The organism is Terasakiella brassicae (assembly GCF_014641495.1).
GTDB lineage: Bacteria > Pseudomonadota > Alphaproteobacteria > Rhodospirillales > Terasakiellaceae > Terasakiella > Terasakiella brassicae.
In genome coordinates, this window is sequence record NZ_BMHV01000002.1 from 80,618 (window position 1) to 99,403 (window position 18,786).

General features: G+C 49.6%; 17 protein-coding genes and 1 other RNA gene. 4 read left to right on the plus strand and 14 right to left on the minus strand.

The genetic code is table 11. The features are described 5' to 3' along the window. Window positions 1-30 precede the first annotated feature (30 nt). The 8 genes from ccmI to IEW74_RS01630 all read right to left on the minus strand — a co-directional run bounded on the left by ccmI (window position 31) and on the right by IEW74_RS01630 (window position 6,615). On the minus strand, window positions 31-1,212 hold the full coding sequence (gene ccmI / locus IEW74_RS01595; RefSeq protein ID WP_188660503.1) for a c-type cytochrome biogenesis protein CcmI: 1,182 nt from the start codon (window positions 1,210-1,212) through the stop codon (window positions 31-33). Next, window positions 1,209-1,694 (minus strand): cytochrome c-type biogenesis protein, encoded by a 486-nt coding sequence (locus tag IEW74_RS01600; protein ID WP_188660506.1) that lies wholly within the window; start codon window positions 1,692-1,694, stop codon window positions 1,209-1,211. Before IEW74_RS01600 ends, ccmI begins: the two co-directional genes overlap by 4 nt. After that, window positions 1,691-2,233, minus strand: coding sequence for a DsbE family thiol:disulfide interchange protein (locus IEW74_RS01605; protein ID WP_188660509.1), 543 nt, complete (start codon window positions 2,231-2,233; stop codon window positions 1,691-1,693). Before IEW74_RS01605 ends, IEW74_RS01600 begins: the two co-directional genes overlap by 4 nt. After that, the gene (locus IEW74_RS01610; RefSeq protein WP_188660512.1) at window positions 2,230-4,218 is read right to left on the minus strand and encodes a heme lyase CcmF/NrfE family subunit; all 1,989 of its coding nucleotides are present in this window, start codon (window positions 4,216-4,218) and stop codon (window positions 2,230-2,232) included. The genes IEW74_RS01605 and IEW74_RS01610 overlap by 4 nt, the downstream gene beginning before the upstream one ends. A gap of 1 nt (window position 4,219) precedes the next feature. Beyond that, the gene (gene ccmE / locus IEW74_RS01615) at window positions 4,220-4,714 is read right to left on the minus strand and encodes a cytochrome c maturation protein CcmE (RefSeq protein WP_188660515.1); all 495 of its coding nucleotides are present in this window, start codon (window positions 4,712-4,714) and stop codon (window positions 4,220-4,222) included. Further along, complete coding sequence (gene ccmD, locus IEW74_RS01620) at window positions 4,711-4,881, minus strand: heme exporter protein CcmD (protein ID WP_188660518.1); 171 nt, start codon at window positions 4,879-4,881, stop codon at window positions 4,711-4,713. Before ccmD ends, ccmE begins: the two co-directional genes overlap by 4 nt. An 18-nt stretch (window positions 4,882-4,899) precedes the next feature. Then, window positions 4,900-5,631: a heme ABC transporter permease gene (locus tag IEW74_RS01625; RefSeq protein WP_188660521.1), complete on the minus strand. Its 732-nt coding sequence runs from the start codon at window positions 5,629-5,631 to the stop codon at window positions 4,900-4,902. A 189-nt stretch (window positions 5,632-5,820) separates the two neighbouring features. Then, complete coding sequence (locus IEW74_RS01630; protein WP_188660962.1) at window positions 5,821-6,615, minus strand: enoyl-CoA hydratase-related protein; 795 nt, start codon at window positions 6,613-6,615, stop codon at window positions 5,821-5,823. 269 nt (window positions 6,616-6,884) lie between these two features. Between IEW74_RS01630 and IEW74_RS01635 the strand changes: the two genes are divergently transcribed. Then, window positions 6,885-7,469 carry a hypothetical protein gene (locus IEW74_RS01635; RefSeq protein WP_188660524.1) on the plus strand — a complete coding sequence of 195 codons (585 nt, stop codon included), beginning with the start codon at window positions 6,885-6,887 and terminating at the stop codon, window positions 7,467-7,469. A gap of 49 nt (window positions 7,470-7,518) precedes the next feature. Here the strand turns inward: IEW74_RS01635 and IEW74_RS01640 are convergent, their stop codons facing one another. The 4 genes from IEW74_RS01640 to IEW74_RS01655 form a co-directional block, all read right to left on the minus strand. Continuing rightward, entirely contained in the window at window positions 7,519-8,019 is a 501-nt protein-coding gene (locus IEW74_RS01640) for a DUF4410 domain-containing protein (protein WP_188660527.1), read from the minus strand. Between the two features lie 65 nt (window positions 8,020-8,084). Further along, the gene (locus IEW74_RS01645; protein ID WP_188660530.1) at window positions 8,085-8,753 is read right to left on the minus strand and encodes a glutathione S-transferase family protein; all 669 of its coding nucleotides are present in this window, start codon (window positions 8,751-8,753) and stop codon (window positions 8,085-8,087) included. 376 nt (window positions 8,754-9,129) lie between these two features. Then, window positions 9,130-13,647 carry a glutamate synthase large subunit gene (gltB, locus tag IEW74_RS01650; RefSeq protein WP_188660532.1) on the minus strand — a complete coding sequence of 1,506 codons (4,518 nt, stop codon included), beginning with the start codon at window positions 13,645-13,647 and terminating at the stop codon, window positions 9,130-9,132. Between the two features lie 21 nt (window positions 13,648-13,668). Beyond that, a complete protein-coding gene (locus tag IEW74_RS01655; protein WP_188660534.1) occupies window positions 13,669-15,105 on the minus strand; it encodes an NAD(P)-dependent oxidoreductase in 1,437 nt (478 codons plus the stop codon). 337 nt (window positions 15,106-15,442) lie between these two features. Here IEW74_RS01655 and IEW74_RS01660 point away from each other — a divergent pair, with 337 nt between their 5' ends. Beyond that, window positions 15,443-16,243 (plus strand): undecaprenyl-diphosphate phosphatase, encoded by an 801-nt coding sequence (locus IEW74_RS01660; RefSeq protein ID WP_188660537.1) that lies wholly within the window; start codon window positions 15,443-15,445, stop codon window positions 16,241-16,243. Between the two features lie 42 nt (window positions 16,244-16,285). On the opposite strand, the gene ffs is transcribed toward IEW74_RS01660, so the two are convergent. Then, an RNA gene (gene ffs / locus IEW74_RS01665) (signal recognition particle sRNA small type) lies at window positions 16,286-16,385 on the minus strand. An 88-nt stretch (window positions 16,386-16,473) separates the two neighbouring features. Between ffs and IEW74_RS01670 the strand changes: the two genes are divergently transcribed. Then, window positions 16,474-16,809, plus strand: a complete 336-nt coding sequence (locus IEW74_RS01670) for a hypothetical protein (RefSeq protein WP_188660540.1) — start codon at window positions 16,474-16,476, stop codon at window positions 16,807-16,809. Window positions 16,810-16,834: 25 nt separating this feature from the next. Next, window positions 16,835-17,758: an NAD(+) diphosphatase gene (nudC, locus tag IEW74_RS01675; RefSeq protein ID WP_188660543.1), complete on the plus strand. Its 924-nt coding sequence runs from the start codon at window positions 16,835-16,837 to the stop codon at window positions 17,756-17,758. Between the two features lie 2 nt (window positions 17,759-17,760). On the opposite strand, the gene IEW74_RS01680 is transcribed toward nudC, so the two are convergent. Further along, window positions 17,761-18,675 carry a LysR family transcriptional regulator gene (locus tag IEW74_RS01680; RefSeq protein WP_188660546.1) on the minus strand — a complete coding sequence of 305 codons (915 nt, stop codon included), beginning with the start codon at window positions 18,673-18,675 and terminating at the stop codon, window positions 17,761-17,763. Window positions 18,676-18,786 lie beyond the last annotated feature (111 nt).

The window sequence follows — 18,786 nt, forward strand, 5'->3', positions numbered from 1 at the left end:
ACCACAATGCGCCTTTTCCATCCCGCATTATCAACTGCCGCTCAGTTCTTTCACTTTATTGCGGGCTTCAAGGGCTTTGTCTTTTTCACCCAAAACCATATAAACCTTGGCCAGACGTTTCCAGCCTTCAATATCGTTCGGGTTTTCCTTTAGACGATCGGCAAGTTTTTCCACCATCCCCCGGATCATTTCTTCGCGTTCTTCCGGTGTCATTTCCGATGCGGCTTCCATATCTGCCTGACTTGGCCCGGAAGTTTGCGAGGCTTGTTCTTGGCGTTGTTTCTTTTCTTCTTCCCATTGTAGTTCAAATTGCTTGGAAAGAACCAAAGCTTGCGCGCTTGGTTTAAAATCATCACGGTTTAGATTACCGGCCTTTGCTGCCATATCAATCTGTTCATTGACTTGCGCCAACCAACCGATCTCTTTCGGGGCCATTGCCGCCAGATCGGTCCATTCTTGGATCGCGCCTGCATAATCCTGTGTTTTCATCTTGGCAAAACCAAGATAGAAACGCGCCTTCATTTGGCTTGGATCATTGTCCACAGCCTCTTTTAACGCAGAAAATGTTTCATCATCCACCTGACCTTCGCTGGCATAAATCTTACTTTCTGCAAAATCAGCCAAGACACTGGGATGACGCTCAGACGCTTTCACCGCACTGCGATACGCATCAACGGCTTCAGCCGGACGACCGGTTAAACGCAGGGTACGGCCCAACAGCATCCAGCCATCCACATCACCCGGTTCATCTTCCAGATGTTTTTTCAATTGTGCGATTTCTGCCGCCATCCCTTCAGAACTTGCCATTTGGCGTTCTTTTTGCAAATCGCGTGACGCAAAGGGCACATCCTCATACCCGGGCATTCCGATTTTCAGATAAAGCGCCAAGGAACCTGCGACAAGACCAAGGCCAATCACCGTGCTGACAATCAAAGTCCCCGCACCAATTTTTTGACCGCTAATCGTCGTTTTTCCCCGTTTTTCATCTGCCGCCAACAAACGGCGCTGAATTTCCACACGCGCGGTTTCAGCTTCTGCCTGATTGATCAGGCCGCGTTCCAAATCCCGATCCAGTTCTTTCAACTGATCTTTAAAAACGTTCAGCTCATAATCGGCGCGTTCGCCTTCTTCCTTATTTTTCCGCCACAAAGGGGCGGCCAAAAGAAAAAGGGTGATTGCACTCAAAACGGCAACCGCAATCCAAAAACTCATTTATCGCTTCCTTCTTCTTTCATCAAGGCATCCAGTCGCGCCTGTTCCTGCGCAGTCAAAGGCACTGCGACCCCTTGACCTTGTGCAGCTTGCGCACTGCGGCGGCGGTAATAAAACACAATTCCCACCAGTCCGATAACAACCATCAAGGCCGGGCCAAACCACAGCACCATCGTTTTGGCCTTCACCGGTGGCTTCAACAAAACAAAATCACCGTAACGCGAGACCAGATAATCTTTGACTTCCTGATTGCTATCACCTTGCGCAATCCGGTCACGCACCAAAACACGCATTTTCTTGGCAATGCCGGAATTGGAATCATCAATTGACTGGTTTTGACAAACAACACAGCGTAAATCTTGTGAGACTTCACGCGCACGCGCTTCAAGAACCGGGTCATCCATAATCTCGTCCGGTTCCACCGCAGACACCTGCACCGTCCAGACAAACAGGGCAGCCCATAAAATCAGCCAAAATCTCATTGTTTGCGCAGCTCCTCAATCAAAGGCAGCAGGGTATCGTTCCACGCCTGTGGGGAAATCGGGCCGAGGAATTTGTAACGGATCACCCCTTGCTTATCGACGACGAAGGTTTCCGGTGCCCCGGTAATGCCCCAGTCAATAATGGTTTCGCCCGTGTCGTCCACACCGATTTTTGTGTAAGGATCACCATGACGGGCCAACCAACGCACCACGTCATTGGGGTTTTTCTCGTCCCAATCCACACCGTACACCGGGATCACGTTGTCACGCTTTAATTTCACGAGGAAAGGATGTTCCTGCAAACAGGCCACACACCACGATCCAAAGAAATTAACCAACGAGACTTTGCCTTTCACATCTTCGGCACTTAAACCTTCTTCACGGCCTTTAACCGGAACCAGTTTAAATTCCCCCATCGGCTGATTGAGCAAAACATCCGTATCCAGCTTGGACGGGTCTTTTGTCAAACCAATGGCAAAATAAATGGCAAGGACAACAAACCCGATTAACGGGATTAAAAAGAAGATACGCGAATTCATGCTTTTGCTCCCTCGGCTATTGCTTTGTTCGCCAATGCAGAACGTTTAGGTGCCCCTACACGGTGACGACGATCAGACAGACTGACCAAACCGCCCAGTGTCAACAAGCCACAACCAGCCCATAACCATGCAATCAGCGGGTTCCAGTACAGGCGTGTTACATAGCCATCACCGGATTTATCCCCGACCACGGCATAAAGGTCCCCCAAAAACATCGGGTAAATTGCAGCTTCTGTCGTCGGCATACCACCGGTATCATATTCACGTTTTTCCGCCTGCAACGTTGTAATGAATTCACCATCTTTATGAACCGTAAACGTCCCTTCCAGCGCATCATAGTTCGGCCCGCGAATATCGCGCACCCCTTCGAAAGTGTATGTAAAGCCCGCAACATCCAGTTTGTCGCCAAAGTTCATCACTTGAATTTTTTCGACTTTCCAGTTTCCGGCCCCCGTCATCCCGGCAATGGCAATCGCCAGACCAAGGTGGGCAATCGTCATGCCCCATGTTGCGCGGGGTTGACGCGCCAACCGTTTCAGGCTTTGTCCAAAGGGTGTTTTACCCAGCTTGATCCGGTCAGCCACATCCCAAAGGGTACCAACCGCCAACCATGTGGCAAGGCCCATACCGAAATAGCCCCCCCAGCCTTCTTCGCCTTTCAGGATAAAGGTCAGGATAACAGCAACCAGTGTCGCCCCGTAAACAAGATACATACGGTTGAGAATACCCTTGGCATCCGCGCGTTTCCACGACATCAAGGGACCCAACGCCATCAAAATGACCAGCGGAGTCATAATCGGAATAAAGACGCGGTTATAAAACGGTGCACCGACCGATACCTTGCCCGCATCAATGACATCAATAAACAGCGGATAAAGTGTTCCCAGCAAAACCACGCCGGTCGCCGTTGTCAAAATCCAGTTATTGAACAGCAAGGCCCCTTCGCGTGACACAGGTTTAAACAACCCGCCGCCCACAAGGCTCGGCCCTCGCACCGCATAAAGGGCGAACGAACCACCAATTGCGATAATCAGCAAAATCAGGATAAAGACCCCGCGTTCCGGGTCCGTTGCAAAGGCATGAACTGATGTCAGAACACCGGACCGTACAAGAAACGTTCCCAACAAAGACAGGCCAAAAGCAATAATCGCCAGGAAAATGGTCCAGCTTTTTAACGCATCGCGTTTTTCTACCACGATAGCCGAATGTAACAAGGCCGTTCCAGCCAACCACGGCATAAAGGATGCGTTTTCAACTGGATCCCAGAACCACCAGCCCCCCCAGCCAAGCTCGTAATAGGCCCACCAGGACCCCAGCGCAATCCCCACGGTCAGGAAGACCCAGGCCGCCAACGTCCACGGACGCACCCAGCGCGCCCAGCTTGCATCCACACGCCCTTCAATCAGGGCCGCAATGGCAAAGCTATAGGCAATGGAGAACCCCACATACCCCAAATACAGAAACGGCGGGTGGAATGCCAGCCCCGGGTCCTGCAACAACGGGTTCAGGCTTTGACCGTTTGCAGGCACATCAAGCAAACGTTCAAACGGGTTGGAGGTAAACAGAATAAACATCAGAAAACCGACAGTAACCAAAGACTGCACCGCCAATGTGCGGTTTTTCAACCCACTGGGCAGATTGCGCCCAAAGACCTGAACGGCACAACCGAATGTCGCCAGAATCAGGACCCATAACAGCATGGATCCTTCGTGGTTCCCCCAGACACCGGAAATCTTATAAAGCAAAGGTTTGTCGGTATGAGAGTTTTTCGCCACGTTCAAAACCGAGAAATCCGAGGTCACAAACGCATGCGTCAGAGCCGCAAAAGCCGTCGCGATCAAGATAAACTGCGCGATGGAGGCCGGGCCTGCAATATTCATCCAGCGCCGATTGCCCATCGGACCTGCCGCCAAGGGGACGACACCTTGGACCACGGCAACAAACAGTGCCATGATCAACGCAAAATGTCCTATTTCTGCATACATGTTATTTGTCTTTCAGTTCGTCGGGAACATGACCTTGTTTCAAGGCCTCTGTAATCGGCTGGCCTTCTTCCCATTTGCCGGATTTTTTCAGTGCATCGGCAACTTCGGGCGGCATATAATTTTCATCGTGTTTGGCGAGAACTTCATCGGCAACCAAAACATCGTTTTGGAAATAGCCTTCCGCCACAACACCTTGGCCTTCGCGGAACAAATCCGGTAACAGACCTTTATAATGAACCGGGATTGTATTGGCCATGTCCGTCACCACGAAAATATTGGTGACACCATCGGCTGCTTTTTCAACAGAGCCAGCTTCAACCAATCCGCCGATTCGAATGCGGCGATCGGGTTCAATTTTTCCTTTTTCAATGACTTCGGTCGGGCTAAAGAAAAAGACGATATCATCTTCCAAAGCGGCCAGCACAAGGGCAGCAATCGCCCCCAATGCACACAGGCCCACCAGCGCGATATAAAGGCGACGCGTTTTCTTTTTCATGCGTTTTTCCCTTCGCTTGTCATTTGTTCCATGATCGAGAGGTCTTTCTTACTTTTGGCCAATGCCTTGACACTGGTCATCAACAGGCCAATCAACAAAACAGCAGCCAATCCGTAACAAGGCCAGATGTATATGCCGTGACCGCCCATTTCAAAAAATTCGTTCATTTTGTCCCCTCCCCTCTATCAGCCGTGCACGTGACGCAAACGCAAGGCGCGCACTTTGGATGAGATAATTTCGCTGCGCATACGGATAAACAGGACCAGCGTGAAATATCCGGTAAAACACAAAAACATCAGCCCCAGCGGGATCAACATATCCGGGTGAATCGCCGGACCACCCGCCTTGACCAAGGACGCCGGTTGATGCAACGTGTTCCACCAATCCACAGAAAACTTGATAATCGGGATATTGATCACGCCGACCAAACACAGAATTCCGGCTGATTTCGTACCGCGTGCCGGATCATCAAAGGCGTTTAACAATGCCATATGCCCCATATAGAGGAACAACAAAAGCAATTCAGAGGTCAAACGCGCATCCCACACCCACCATGTTCCCCACATGGGTTTTCCCCAGAAAGACCCGGTGAATAACGCCAAAAAGGTAAAGGCCGCCCCGATCGGTGACATGCATTTTGCCGCCAAGTCAGACAACGGGTGTTTCCAGATCAATCCCATTGCGGACGCCACCGCCATGGAAATGTAAATAATCATCGACATACTGGCCGCTGGCACATGGATATACATGATACGCACAGTTTCGCCCTGTTGATAATCCGTCGGCGAATCGAACAGGGCAAAATATAGCCCCGCTGCCGTTGTGATGATCGTGATACCAATCACCCAAGGCAATAAAAGGCCGGAAAGCCACATAAAGCGTTTCGGGTTTGCAAAAGCGTTGATGTTAAAAGCCATCGTTTTCGGGTCCTGATCCCTACGTGTTTTATTCGCATTGCACGCTTTATGGCCTTTAAGTTAGGCACCATTAAGGCAAAGTTGACCACATAGAGCCATATTTCGCGCGTGTTTCGAACCATTCGCAACTTCCAAAACAAAAGCCCCTCATTCAGGCTCGAATGAGGGGCCCTATTAATAAGTGTGGATTTATCTCTTCATCATTGCGATCATTTTTTCAACCGCTTCCATATGTTCATCGGAATTATGACACATCCCCTGAAAACAGGCACAAAGATCAAGAAAGTCCTGCAATTCCATACGTTGTCCCATTTTCATCAAACGCTTGGTGAACCGCAGGGCTTGCGGTGGTTTTTTCGCCATTTGGTTGGCTAAATCCTGTGCGGCCTCCATTAATTTATCCGGCTCAACCACCTGAAGTACAATCCCGAGGTCCAGGGCTTCCTGCGCGTCAATTACTCGTCCGGTGAAGGTCAGTTCTGCCGCTTTTTGATATCCGATCAGGCGTTGCAGAAAATAAGCCCCGCCGTCCCCCGGAATAATGCCCAAATTTACAAAGGTCTCCCCAAACTTGGCTTTACTTGAAGCCACACGTAAGTCTGCCATATTGGCAAGATCAAATCCGGCCCCCACCGCCGGACCGTTGACGGCCGCGATAATCGGAACTTCACATTTATTCATCGCCACCGGAATACGTTGGATACCTTGGCGATAACGGGTTTGGACCTCTTCCACATTCCCGGCAAAATCACCGCCACGTTCCTGCATATCCTTGATATTGCCCCCTGCACTGAAGGCGGCCCCATCGCCTGTTATAATCAGAACACTGACATGATCAGCCGCTTTATTCACCCAATCCAATGACGTAATGATATCTTCAATCAAGGCGGTCCCTGTCAGAGCATTGCGCACATCATTGCGCATGAAAGTCAGGGTCGCGACACGGTTTTCAACACGTAAATCGGCATCTTGCAGTTTGGGCATATCAGACACGGATCAATTCCTCTTTTTAAACAAAAAAAATGCGGCACACCTCGGTCTGGGGACGTTAGGGGCCGCATATAGTTTTCCTCACACCTCTAGGGAGTGCAAGAGTCTTTTCAGAAGTCACCTTATACAGAATGTTCGCTTTCCAAACATTTAAAGAATTGTAAAAGATTGTCAGCCTGCAAATGTTTCATAAAAAAGCCATTGACAAACCCGTTTAATTATCGCAATTAATAATCATTCGCATAAATAAACGGGTGCCAATCATGTCCTTCCTGCAAAACCTCCATCATCGTCTGGAAATTCTGGAAATGAATGATATTTCCGATCTCTGCGTTCTCGGTTTTTTGTTTGACGATGCCCGCAATCTTAATGGCTTGCTGGCTGCTATTCGCATGCTCGATATACCCACATGGCAACCAACACTCGAAGTTATTGAGACCACACTTGAACGATTGCTGGACAGTGCGGCTGTCGTCAAACTGCAAGCCGGGAACGAGATTTATTTTTCCATCACGGGCGTTGGCATCCGTCATTTTTTTACCCTTATGAAACGCCCGATGCCCACCAATCAACGTATGCGAGATACCACTTTATCTTTAAAATCCGCCTTCGTCGAAAATTTACCGCAACCCATTTGCACCAAAGTTGTCGAGGAACTCATCGGTTTTTACAACTGCCAACTGAACTGCCTTGAAAACCAATGCACCAATTGCCCTTTAAAATCCCAACGGGCCCAAATCCAAAACGACAGACAACTTTTTCATATACAACAGGAACTGGAATGGCTCGGTCGCATGACGCGAAACCTCAGCCTACCGAAAGCCTATCCTTTTCAGAGCGTGTCTTAACAAAAGGGGAAGAAAACGACCCTGCTTCTTCCCCTCCCTGACGATTAAATCAAGATCCCTTAATCGTTTGCCATGTCAGTTCAGCAAACTTCGCATACAGCCAGTCCATACGCATCCCATCTTGTCCTCCAATGAGACCTCCAGCAGCGTAACTCGCATCAACATCGAATTTATTTATGATCTGATTATTTGCATCCAGCAACGTGACCGTTCCTTCAATTGTGTCAGACCCCGCCAAAAATCCTAATAAAACGGCAGCCCCTTGCGAGCGTAAATTCACATTTTTCAAATCTACTCGAAGTGCTGTTTTTTGCCCATCAGATATCAAACCTTGCTCTTTTAAAGCATTCTCCAATGTTGTCTTAAACGCCTGTGCGTTAAAAGACCCTTCATCAGAAACTTTTGCCTGCTCAAGAGAAATTGTAACCGTACTGTATTGCTCGCCATTATATTTATAAGAGCTATTTTCCGGCATCGTTTTAACCGTACCGGAACAAGCTGATATCAGTGAGACAAGACCCAATACAGCAACAACTTTAATAAAATTCATTCCACTTCCCCATTTCTAAAAAGAAGTAAAATATATAAGTAATTTTACCTATAGTAAACAGGTTGTTAAAAATCCAGATCGGCGTAATGGCGGGCGGCGGGGATGCCGCTGACGCTGTCTTTTAGAATGTCACGCATGGAAGGCCGGGATTTAAAACGGGCATACCAGGCTTGCGCGCCGGGATGGTCCGCCCAAGGGATATCGCCTAGATAATCCACCGCCGAAATATGTGCCGCCGCGCAGATATCTGCCAAAGACAGGTTTTCGCCCGCCAGCCAATTGCGTTGATCGCTGAGATAGCCGATATAATCCAAATGATAATGGACGTTTTGCTTACCAGCCCGAATAGCCCCCGAGTTTGGGGTTGCGCCCGCAATAAAACGTTTCGTAATCTTTTCCCCGACCAGATTGCGGGTTACTTCTTGTGCAAATTTTTTATCAAACCACGCCACAAGACGGCGCACTTCGGCCCGTTGGTCCGGCGTGGTGCCCAACAGGTTATATTCTGGATAGACTTCTTCGAGATATTCGCAAATGGCATGGTCATCCCAGATGGGTTTACCTTCCGGTTCAACCAGAACCGGGACTTCGCCTGCCGGGTTTAGGGCCAAAAAAGTTTCTCGACGTTCCCAAACCGGTTCATGCACACAAGTAAACGCGAGTTTTTTTTCCGCAAGTAAAATACGGACCTTGCGCGAGAGGGCATCAAAGGGAAGGTGATAAAGTCGTCTCATGCTCGTCTAGGGGGTTTATTGCACAGTAGAGAACTTGGGATAGCGAATTTCGCACCGCATTAAAAGAGCAAATACACCATACAGCTTAAAAAAGGTTATTTTCCACAAGGCAATCAACCACAGATAACAAACTTAAACCTGAGAGTTAAAAAAAAGGCGAAGCTTTGTAAAAAGCTCCGCCGAGTTTTGGTTAGGGATGAATGTCTGAAACCAGACATTCGGTCGGATGAAACGAATTCCACCCTAGCAATCAAGTCACGAGAGAGATGTAACTTGAGCCTCTGCTCGCACAGATGTGCGAATTCTAGAGCAAATTCCGAACAGGTTGGCACAACCTGCGACAACGTATTTGCGTTAAATAAATCCTCTATATGGATCAGGCTGTCTTTTTAATGGCAACTTCCTTGGTAACCGGAATATCGAGCTTGTCGATCATTTCCTTAGGCACCACTTGCCAGATTTTACCTTTCTCCATTTCCCAATCCTGCAAAATTTGTTCTGCATACTGGGAATGCGTTTCTTTCACGTGTTCACGGATCAAACCTTTCAGAAGGTTTTCATAGTGATCGACTTCAATGCGTTGCCAAATCACGTTATCCGGGTTCACACGATGTTCAAATGTAGCGTCTTCGTCGTAAACAAAGGCCATACCGCCTGTGAAACCAGCGCCAAAGTTGGCCCCGACTTCCCCCAGAACAACCACGGTGCCGCCGGTCATATATTCACAACCGTTTGACCCGATACCTTCGACCACCGCCGTTGCACCAGAATTGCGAACCGCAAAGCGTTCCCCACCCTGACCGGATGCAAACAGTTTACCGGCTGTCGCCCCATACAGGCAGGTGTTACCGACAATGGTGTTTTCATTCGATTTCAACGGACTGGACACCATCGGGCGCACAACAATCGTCCCGCCAGACAGACCTTTACCCACATAATCGTTGGCATCACCAAAGATTTCCAATTTCAAACCTTGCACTGTGAAAGCACCCAGCGAGTTCCCTGCAGAACCGCGCATACGAACCGTCAGGTGGTCCGGCTCCAACCCGGTCATGCCGTATTTACGGGTAATGATCGAGCTGGTGCGTGTTCCCACAGAACGGTGCGTGTTTTTAACCGTGTAGAAGAGCTGCATCTTCTCGCCGCCTTCCAACGCATTCTTGGCATCCTTGATGATTTGCGCATCCAGCGTATCCGGTACCGGGTTACGTTCTGTCAATGTGCAGAAACGCGGTGTATCGCCTGTATCAGCCTGTGCCAAAAGCGGGTTCAAATCCAGATCATCCAGGTTTTCACGACCACGACCAACCTGTGTCAACAGATCAGATCGACCGATAACGTCTTCCAGTTTTTCATAACCAAGTGACGCCAGAATTTCAGTGACTTCTTCGGCAATGAATGTAAACAGGTTGACCACCTTGGCCGCAGAACCGGTAAATTTCTTACGCAGTTCAGGGTCTTGTGTACAAACGCCGACCGGACAGGTGTTGGAATGACACTGACGCACCATAATACAGCCCATCGCAATCAACGATGTCGTACCGATACCGAATTCCTCAGCCCCCAACATGGCGGCAATCACCACGTCGCGCCCTGTACGGAAACCACCATCGGTGCGCAGCTTCACACGGTGGCGCAGCTTGTTCAAGGTCAGAACTTGATTGACCTCGGACAGGCCCATTTCCCACGGCAAACCGGCATATTTAATGGAAGACTGCGGCGATGCACCCGTCCCGCCATCATAACCGGAAATGTGGATCGTATCAGCACCCGCCTTGGCAACACCGGCAGCAATCGTCCCGACACCGGAACGGGCAACCAGTTTCACACAGACACGTGCAATCGGGTTGATTTGTTTCAAGTCGTAAATCAACTGCGCCAAATCTTCGATGGAATAAATATCATGGTGCGGCGGTGGTGAAATCAGGGTCACACCCGGTGTGGAATGACGCAGTTTGGCAATTTCAAGCGTTACCTTGAAGCCCGGCAGCTGTCCACCTTCACCCGGTTTTGCCCCTTGGGCCACCTTGATTTCCAACTCCTGACAGTTGTTCAGATATTCCGCAGTTACACCGAAACGACCAGATGCCACCTGCTTCACCGCAGAGTTCGCATTGTCACCGTTTTTGCGTGGTGTGAAACGTTCACGATCTTCCCCACCTTCACCAGAGTTGGATTTCGCACCGATCCGGTTCATGGCAATCGCCAATGTTTCGTGAGCTTCACGTGACAAGGCACCGATTGAAATCGCCGGCGCACACAGACGACGACGAATTTCCGTGATCGATTCCACTTTATCCGTAGAAATGCTGTCCCGATCAGATTGGAAATCCAGCAAATCGCGCAGCATCATCGGCTTGCGGCCATTCACGCCATTGGCATATTCGCGATAGGTCGAATAGCTTTCGGTCGCCACGGCTTCCTGCAATTTGTGGATCAGCAACGGATCATGCGCGTGACGTTCCCCATCCGCGCGGTAACGGTAAAAACCGCCTTGCGGTAAAGGTGTGGTTTCGGAATATGCTTTTTCATGCATTTCCAGAATTTTATCTTCCAGACCTTTGATCCCGATACCGGAAATCCGTGAGGTCATCCCCGGGAAGAAATCCGCCACAACAGAACGCGACAAGCCAACCGATTCAAACGCATAGCCGCCACGATAAGAACTGATCACGCCAATGCCCATTTTAGACATGGTTTTCAGCAAGCCCTTATTGATGGCTTTCTTATAATTTTCCACCGCTTTTTCAAACGGCAAATCACCATAAATACCTTTGGCATGTTGAACGGCAATCGCTTCTTCGGTCATGTAAGCGTTAACAGTGGTTGCGCCTACACCGATCAGAACCGCAAAATACTGTACATCCAACGCTTCGGCAGAACGCACGTTGACAGAAGTAAAGGTCCGCAATTGCTGACGCACCAGATAACTGTGTACACCACCGGCAGCCAAAATCATCGGGATCGGCGCTTTGTCTTTACCGGTATGTTCGTCAGTCAGGATGATATGTTTTTTCCCGCCGCGAACCGACATTTCCGCTTCATGGCGGATGCGTTCGATGGCTTCGCGCAGGGTTTCCTTACCCGGCTTGAAGGTACAATCGATTTCAACCGCATCTTCGCCCAAATAGTTTTTCAGGGCATGAAATTCAGTCGAGGTCAGGAACGGTGATTCCAACTGAACAACCTGACACTGATCCGGGCTTTCATCCAACACGTTACCCAGGTTGGACAAACGCGTGCGCAAAGACATCACACGGGTTTCGCGCAAACTGTCGATCGGCGGGTTGGTCACCTGTGAGAAAGCCTGACGGAAGAAGTGATGCAAACCACGGTATTTATCAGACAAAACAGCCTGTGGCGTATCATCCCCCATAGAACCTGTGGCTTCCTGACCGGTTTCAACCATCGGGCGCAGGATCAATTCAAAATCTTCCTGTGTGAAGCCGTATAATTGCTGATGTTGCATCAGGATATCTTCCGGCCACGGGCAAGGTTTGGGCGAGTCTGCCTTGATGATTTGATCAACCTTGACAATGTTATCTACCCATTTGCCATAAGGCTGGCGGCTCGCTGTCCAGTCTTTAAGCTCGCGGTCATGGAAGAATTTACCTTCGTGTAAATCCACACCGATCATACCGCCGGGGCGTACATGGCCTTTTTCAACGACTTTGGACTCATCAATTTCAGACATGCCGGTTTCAGAACCGACCAGCAAAATCCCATCACCCGTGATGGAATAACGCAATGGGCGCAGGCCGTTACGGTCCAGACCCGCGACAATCCAGCGACCATCCGTCCCGCAAATCGCAGCCGGGCCGTCCCACGGTTCCATAACCGAGTTACAATAAGCAAACAGATCTTCATGTTCTTTCGGCATCAGGGCATTTTGACCGATGGACTCAGGCACCATCAGGGCTTTTACCGCCGGGGCCGGACGGCCTGCGCGAACCAGAATTTCCCAAACCGCATCAAGGGCCGCAGAGTCAGAAGACCCATTGGCAACCAACGGCTTCACATCTTCGATATGTGCGCCAAACACAGGTGAGGCCATGCAGGTTTCGTGTGCTTTCGTCCAGTTTTGGTTCCCGGTAATTGTGTTGATCTCACCATTATGCGCAATCATGCGGAACGGTTGCGCCAAACGCCATTGCGGGAACGTGTTGGTCGAATACCGCTGGTGATAAATCGCAAAGTTGGAAACAAAAAGTTCGTCATTCAAATCCGGGTAGAATTCGGTAATCTCACCCGCCATGAACATGCCTTTATAAATGACACTGCGACAAGACAGGGAACAGAAATAAAATTCTGTCAGATTTTCCGCCAGACATTTGTTTTCAATCCGGCGACGAATAACATACAGATCGTTTTCAAAATCATCATTGGATTTACCAAGCGTATTGGCAATCATAATCTGTTCGATTTCCGGGCGCGTTGCGTTGGCTTTTTCACCAATCACTTCGATATTCACCGGAACCTGACGCCAACCGTAAATGCGATAGCCATATTTCAGCACTTCGGCTTCAACGATACAACGACACCGTTCCTGCGCCCCGAAATCAGTTTTCGGCAAGAAAACCTGACCGACCGCCAAGGCGCCTTCTTCCGGCTCGTGACCGGTGCGGCGGATATGACGTTTGAAAAATTCCTGCGGGATTTGCACATGGATACCGGCACCATCGCCTGTTTTGCCATCGGCATCAACAGCCCCACGGTGGTCCAGTGCGCGTGTCGCCTGAAAGGCATGGCGCAGAACCTCACGGTTGGGTTTTCCGTCAATAGAAGCCACCAGACCGACACCACAGTTTGCCGTTTCAAAAGACGGATCATACATGCCGTTTTCGGCCAGAAAACGGGCGTTGCGTTGATATTCTGATACGTAATTATTGGTCATTTTCTCTCTCACGCCTCCTGATTATTCAGCTGCGCTTGCGCGCGCTTGTGTACGGAGGTATTTATGAATGGCATCGGATGCATCGCGGGCGTCTTTAATACAACTGACGACCAAAGAGGCACCGCGTTCGATATCACCGGCCGCAAAAACCCCGTCCAGATTGGACATCCATGTTTCTTTATTCACATCCACTGTGCCCCAACGGCTGACAGCCAAATCAGGCTCACCGAACAAAGTGGGGATATCTTCCGGCTCAAACCCTAGTGCCTCAATCACAATATCGGCATCCAGTTCAAATTCCGACCCGGGAACTTCCTTAACGCTTTGACGGCCAGACGCATCGGCAAATCCCAAATGCATGGAAACGGCTTCCACTTTTTGAACTTTACCCAAACCTTTGAAAGATTTCGGTGCAGACAACCACTGGAAATTCACGCCTTCTTTTTCAGCATTTTCCACTTCACGCTGCGATCCCGGCATATTGGCCCGGTCACGACGATAAAGACAGGTCACAGACTTGGCACCTTGACGAACAGATGTCCGCACACAGTCCATCGCCGTATCACCACCACCGATAACAACGACATTTTTGCCTTCAGCGTTCAACGTACCGTTATCAAAGGCCTCAACCTCGTCGCCAAAACCTTTTTTGTTGCTGGCAGTCAGGAAGTACATCGCCGGGAAAATATTTTCCAGATCTGCCCCCGGTGCCTCCAGTTTACGACCGGCATAGACACCCACGGCGATCAGGACAGCATTATGTTTGGCGCGTAACTCTTTCAAAGAAGCATCGCGGCCCACTTCAAAATTCATATGGAATGTGACACCGCCGTCTTCCAACAGTTTGGCGCGGCGTTCCACCACATCTTTTTCCAGTTTAAAACCCGGAATACCGTAAACCATCAAACCACCAACACGGTCGTGACGATCATAGACATGAACCTCATATCCTTTGCGGCGCAAGCGATCTGCGGCGGCCATACCTGCGGGACCAGCCCCGATGATACCGACACTTTGGCCCAGTTCTTTCAACGGTTGCGGCGGCTTGACCCAGCCTTGTTCCCACGCATTGTCGGTAATGAATTTTTCAATCGCACCGATGGTAACGGCATTATGGTCAGACTGTTCCAACACACAAAGACCTTCACATAGACGGTCCTGCGGACAGATCCGTCCACAAATTTCTGGCAGGGTATTGGTTTCCTGTGACGTATGATACGCATCTTCCAAACGGCCCGCAGCCACAAGGCGCAACCAGTCCGGAATATTATTGTTCACAGGGCAAGCCACAGAACAATAGGGAATACCACATTGTTCACAGCGTGACGCTTGTTCCTGTGCTTTTTCGATGGTGAAGCGCGCATAAATCTCGTTGAAATCTTTTTTGCGTTCTTCCGCAGTGCGTTTGTCCGGGTAGTTTTGCCCGATCGTGACGAACTGCATCATTTTTTCAGCCATCAGTCTCTCCAATCCCTCGTTTTCGGGTTCGTCTTTTTTCCTTGCCGGACCTGCCTTTAATTTGTGCGTTCCGACGCCGCGCCACTCACATTGAGCAACCCGGATGCATGGTATGCGATAAAAAAACGCAGATTTCAAGGAAAAAAATAAATATAGGTCAGGTTTGCTGACTTATATCGTAAAAAAACAGTCCGAACAACCTCTTCCTCCGCCCTCCTTCCCGTCTGTTTTTTCATCATTTGGTACCGAAATGGTACTATTTTTTCATTTTGGGCCTCGAATCCAGACGTGTTATACAAAATCGAACAATAAGCAAAAGCCTGTCTTGGGGGAAAACGTGACTGAACTTCATATACTCGTTCTCGCACTTGTGCAGGGAATCACAGAATTTTTGCCGATCAGCTCTTCCGGTCATCTGGTTTTAGTCCCCGTCTTCGGTGACTGGCCCGACCAGGGGTTGCTCATGGATGTTGCCGTCCATGTCGGCACATTAGGGGCTGTGATGATTTATTTCTGGCGCGACATCTGGCATATGCTGCGTGGTTTGATCCGTTTTACCAAAGGGCGACGCGACCCCGGCGCAAAACTCGCTGCTATGGTCGTGCTTGCGACTTTACCTGTTCTGGCTGCGGGTTATTTCCTCAATGAATATATTGGGGATGAATATCGCACCGTCGAAGTCATCGGCTGGACAACCCTTGGATTCGGTTTCCTGCTTTATCTGGCGGATAAAACGGGCCTGACCATCCGCCGTGTCGAACATACAACGGTCGTCGATGCGATTCTCATTGGTTTGGCCCAATGTCTTGCTTTAATTCCCGGAACATCGCGTTCCGGCATCACAATCACAGCCGCGCGTTTTTTAGGGTACGAGCGCGTTGATGCGGCGCGTTTTTCCATGTTGATGTCCATTCCTGCCATTTTAGGGGCCGGCGCATTAAAGGGGCTGGAACTTTATCAAAGCGGCAACGCCCAACTGACAAACGATGCCCTGACAGCCGCCGGATTATCCTGCATTGCCGCCCTTGTTGCCATTGCTATTATGATGGCGTGGTTGCGCAAGGCATCCTTTACACCGTTTTTCATCTATCGAATATTTTTGGGGTCTGGTTTGCTTTACTACGCCTACTATATGTAAGAGGCGATATTTCCAGTAGATTATATTGGGAAATGAAGCAAGAGGTGAGAGGTTGAATACGACCCGAGCCGAAAACTCGTTACGGCTGCTTCCTTCCGGACCTGACCGGGTTGGCGAGGAGCTCGTCCGCACCAACCTCTCAAGCGCGGTTTCTATACCCTGTTGACATTGACTTCAAGCGAAATCTGAACCTACCATAACCAATACATCAAAAAACTAGGCCAAATAAAATGATCGACGCCGTCGAAATCTATATTTGCAAACCGGGCCAGAAGATCGAAGACGGTCAAATGGTCATGTCCAACGATATCGATTGCAAGGAAGCCGCACAGGAAGATGCGGAAAAACGCTGTAAAATCATGCCATCCATTGAACGCATTGTTTACTACGATATCAGCGGTGGCGGGTTTAAAGTGCTCCATTCCTATACAAACCCCAATGTCGTAAAATCCGGTGCGAAACGTCATCCACGCCCTTTAGGTGGTCAAGTACCCGTAAAAAAGAAGAAAAAACCCGCGCCGCAAAAAGGAGTTTGGGCCAAAATGAAAAAATCTCTCGGGCTGTAAACGATTTTCCAAGACAGGACACTTTATGAAACTGACCTCTGACCATCTTTTTTACACCACGGGCGAACTGGACCGCCAAGCCCATCTGCGTACCGATACTGGCTGGCTGGAAGAAGCCCTCCATAAACCCGACACACGTTTTTTGATCCTGCATCAGGATCGCAATCTTTTTACCCACGTGAACGATGTATACCGCCCCGCCCTTCTGACAGGGGAGGCCATTGCAGGCTGGTGGCAAAAGAATCCGCCTTGGGCCTACCTTGGACATGCAAAGGGAAAAGATTATTTCGTTCTGGATCTTTCTTTGTTTCCCGAAAATAAAATTCTGATGCCGCTGGGCACCCAATTTGTTTTTGAAGATTTACGCCGGGCCGGACCCATCGCCGAACGGGAACAAGCCGCACGTTGTGCCTATGCGCGTGGTTTGATGTTTTGGCACAAACGTCATCAATTTTGCGGACATTGCGGATATCCCAGCCATATGGAACAAGCCGGGCACGTCCGGCGTTGCAGTAACACAGACTGCGCACTTGAACATTTCCCCCGCACGGATCCGGCTGTGATCATGTTGGTACATGATCGTGAGAAATGTTTATTGGCCACCCATCAACGGATTAAAACCGGGATGTATTCCACCCTTGCCGGATTTGTCGAACCGGGCGAAACGCTGGAACAGGCCGTCAAACGTGAAGTCATGGAAGAAACCGGCATTCAGGTTGGTGCTGTCGAATATGCAGGCTCTCAACCCTGGCCCTTTCCAACGTCCCTCATGTTGGGGTTCTATGCCACGGCAGAAAGTTATGACATTCACATTGATTTGAACGAACTCAGCGATGCCCAATGGTTCACCCGCGAAGACCTGCATGCCTTCCCCCAATCCGGTAAACTTTTACCAAGCCGGGACAGTATCGCACGCAATATGATCGAAGCCTGGTTAAAAAGTGCTTAGGTCTAAGTCACTTTCGGGGTGGATGAAAACATCACACCGGCAATCTCGGTAATAACATCTGCCATTTCATGCGTTGCCCGTGTCAGGGAATAATCGCGTGACCAGACCAGACTGCACACCCGTTCGATATCGGGGTTGACGATGGGAATCGCGATTAAGCGGCCCGCATCAATGTGATTTTTACAGGCTTCAAACGATAAGATCGTACAGCCCAATCCCCGACAGACCAGTTCCATTTGCACAGCCAGCGATTCTGCCTCCACCACCACATTCAGGCATTTATCAATTTTCCTTGTCGCTTGTTCCAGTACTTCGCGCAGGCCATGTTTTGGACCCGGTAAAATGAAGGGATGCGATAGACAGTCGGCATAATCAATCATTTCCACGCCCTGCCATCGTTCATGCGGCGTGGTAATAAAAAACAGTCTTTCCGACCATAACGGTTGGCTGCGCAGGGCGGGGCTCACGTTGCCTTCAAACAAAATTCCAATATCCAGACGGCCATTGAGCAAACTTTCCTGCAAAGCCCCGCTTAACAATTGTGTCACGCGTAATTTCACATTGGGATAGTCGCGATGGAAACGTTCAACCACCGGACCTGCCAACACGCTGCCCACACTCGGGGGTAGGCCGAGGCGAACCCGGCCATGCAATTCACCGGCAAACGCTGTCATATCCATGCGCAGGCGTTCCATTTCCTCGATCAACAAACGCGCACGCGGTAACATTTTTTCACCCGCTTCGCTTAATCGGACCCCCCGTCCGGTACGAATGAACAAGGGACTGCCGCTGTCTTCTTCCAACAAACGGATTTGGCGACTCAGGGCGGGTTGAGTCACATTCAAGCGTTTCGCCGCATCGGAAAACGATCCGGTTTCCGCCACATTCAGAAAGATACGTAGTTGCTTGATATCCATCACAACCCAGATATAACAAAATTTAATATCTTTTAGTATATTATTGAAATTGGATTATGTCACGGCAAGGCGTATCTAAACTATATTATCATTACAAGCCACCCGGTACAG

What these genes read in the sequence shown, in the direction of transcription:
- ccmI (WP_188660503.1), bottom strand. Translation starts at nt 1,212, where the DNA reads ATGAGTTTTTGGATTGCGGTTGCCGTTTTGAGTGCAATCACCCTTTTT.
- IEW74_RS01600 (WP_188660506.1), bottom strand. Translation starts at nt 1,694, where the DNA reads ATGAGATTTTGGCTGATTTTATGGGCTGCCCTGTTTGTCTGGACGGTG.
- IEW74_RS01605 (WP_188660509.1), bottom strand. Translation starts at nt 2,233, where the DNA reads ATGAATTCGCGTATCTTCTTTTTAATCCCGTTAATCGGGTTTGTTGTC.
- IEW74_RS01610 (WP_188660512.1), bottom strand. Translation starts at nt 4,218, where the DNA reads ATGTATGCAGAAATAGGACATTTTGCGTTGATCATGGCACTGTTTGTT.
- ccmE (WP_188660515.1), bottom strand. Translation starts at nt 4,714, where the DNA reads ATGAAAAAGAAAACGCGTCGCCTTTATATCGCGCTGGTGGGCCTGTGT.
- ccmD (WP_188660518.1), bottom strand. Translation starts at nt 4,881, where the DNA reads ATGAACGAATTTTTTGAAATGGGCGGTCACGGCATATACATCTGGCCT.
- IEW74_RS01625 (WP_188660521.1), bottom strand. Translation starts at nt 5,631, where the DNA reads ATGGCTTTTAACATCAACGCTTTTGCAAACCCGAAACGCTTTATGTGG.
- IEW74_RS01630 (WP_188660962.1), bottom strand. Translation starts at nt 6,615, where the DNA reads ATGCCCAAACTGCAAGATGCCGATTTACGTGTTGAAAACCGTGTCGCG.
- IEW74_RS01635 (WP_188660524.1), top strand. Translation starts at nt 6,885, where the DNA reads ATGTCCTTCCTGCAAAACCTCCATCATCGTCTGGAAATTCTGGAAATG.
- IEW74_RS01640 (WP_188660527.1), bottom strand. Translation starts at nt 8,019, where the DNA reads ATGAATTTTATTAAAGTTGTTGCTGTATTGGGTCTTGTCTCACTGATA.
- IEW74_RS01645 (WP_188660530.1), bottom strand. Translation starts at nt 8,753, where the DNA reads ATGAGACGACTTTATCACCTTCCCTTTGATGCCCTCTCGCGCAAGGTC.
- gltB (WP_188660532.1), bottom strand. Translation starts at nt 13,647, where the DNA reads ATGACCAATAATTACGTATCAGAATATCAACGCAACGCCCGTTTTCTG.
- IEW74_RS01655 (WP_188660534.1), bottom strand. Translation starts at nt 15,105, where the DNA reads ATGGCTGAAAAAATGATGCAGTTCGTCACGATCGGGCAAAACTACCCG.
- IEW74_RS01670 (WP_188660540.1), top strand. Translation starts at nt 16,474, where the DNA reads ATGATCGACGCCGTCGAAATCTATATTTGCAAACCGGGCCAGAAGATC.
- nudC (WP_188660543.1), top strand. Translation starts at nt 16,835, where the DNA reads ATGAAACTGACCTCTGACCATCTTTTTTACACCACGGGCGAACTGGAC.
- IEW74_RS01680 (WP_188660546.1), bottom strand. Translation starts at nt 18,675, where the DNA reads ATGGATATCAAGCAACTACGTATCTTTCTGAATGTGGCGGAAACCGGA.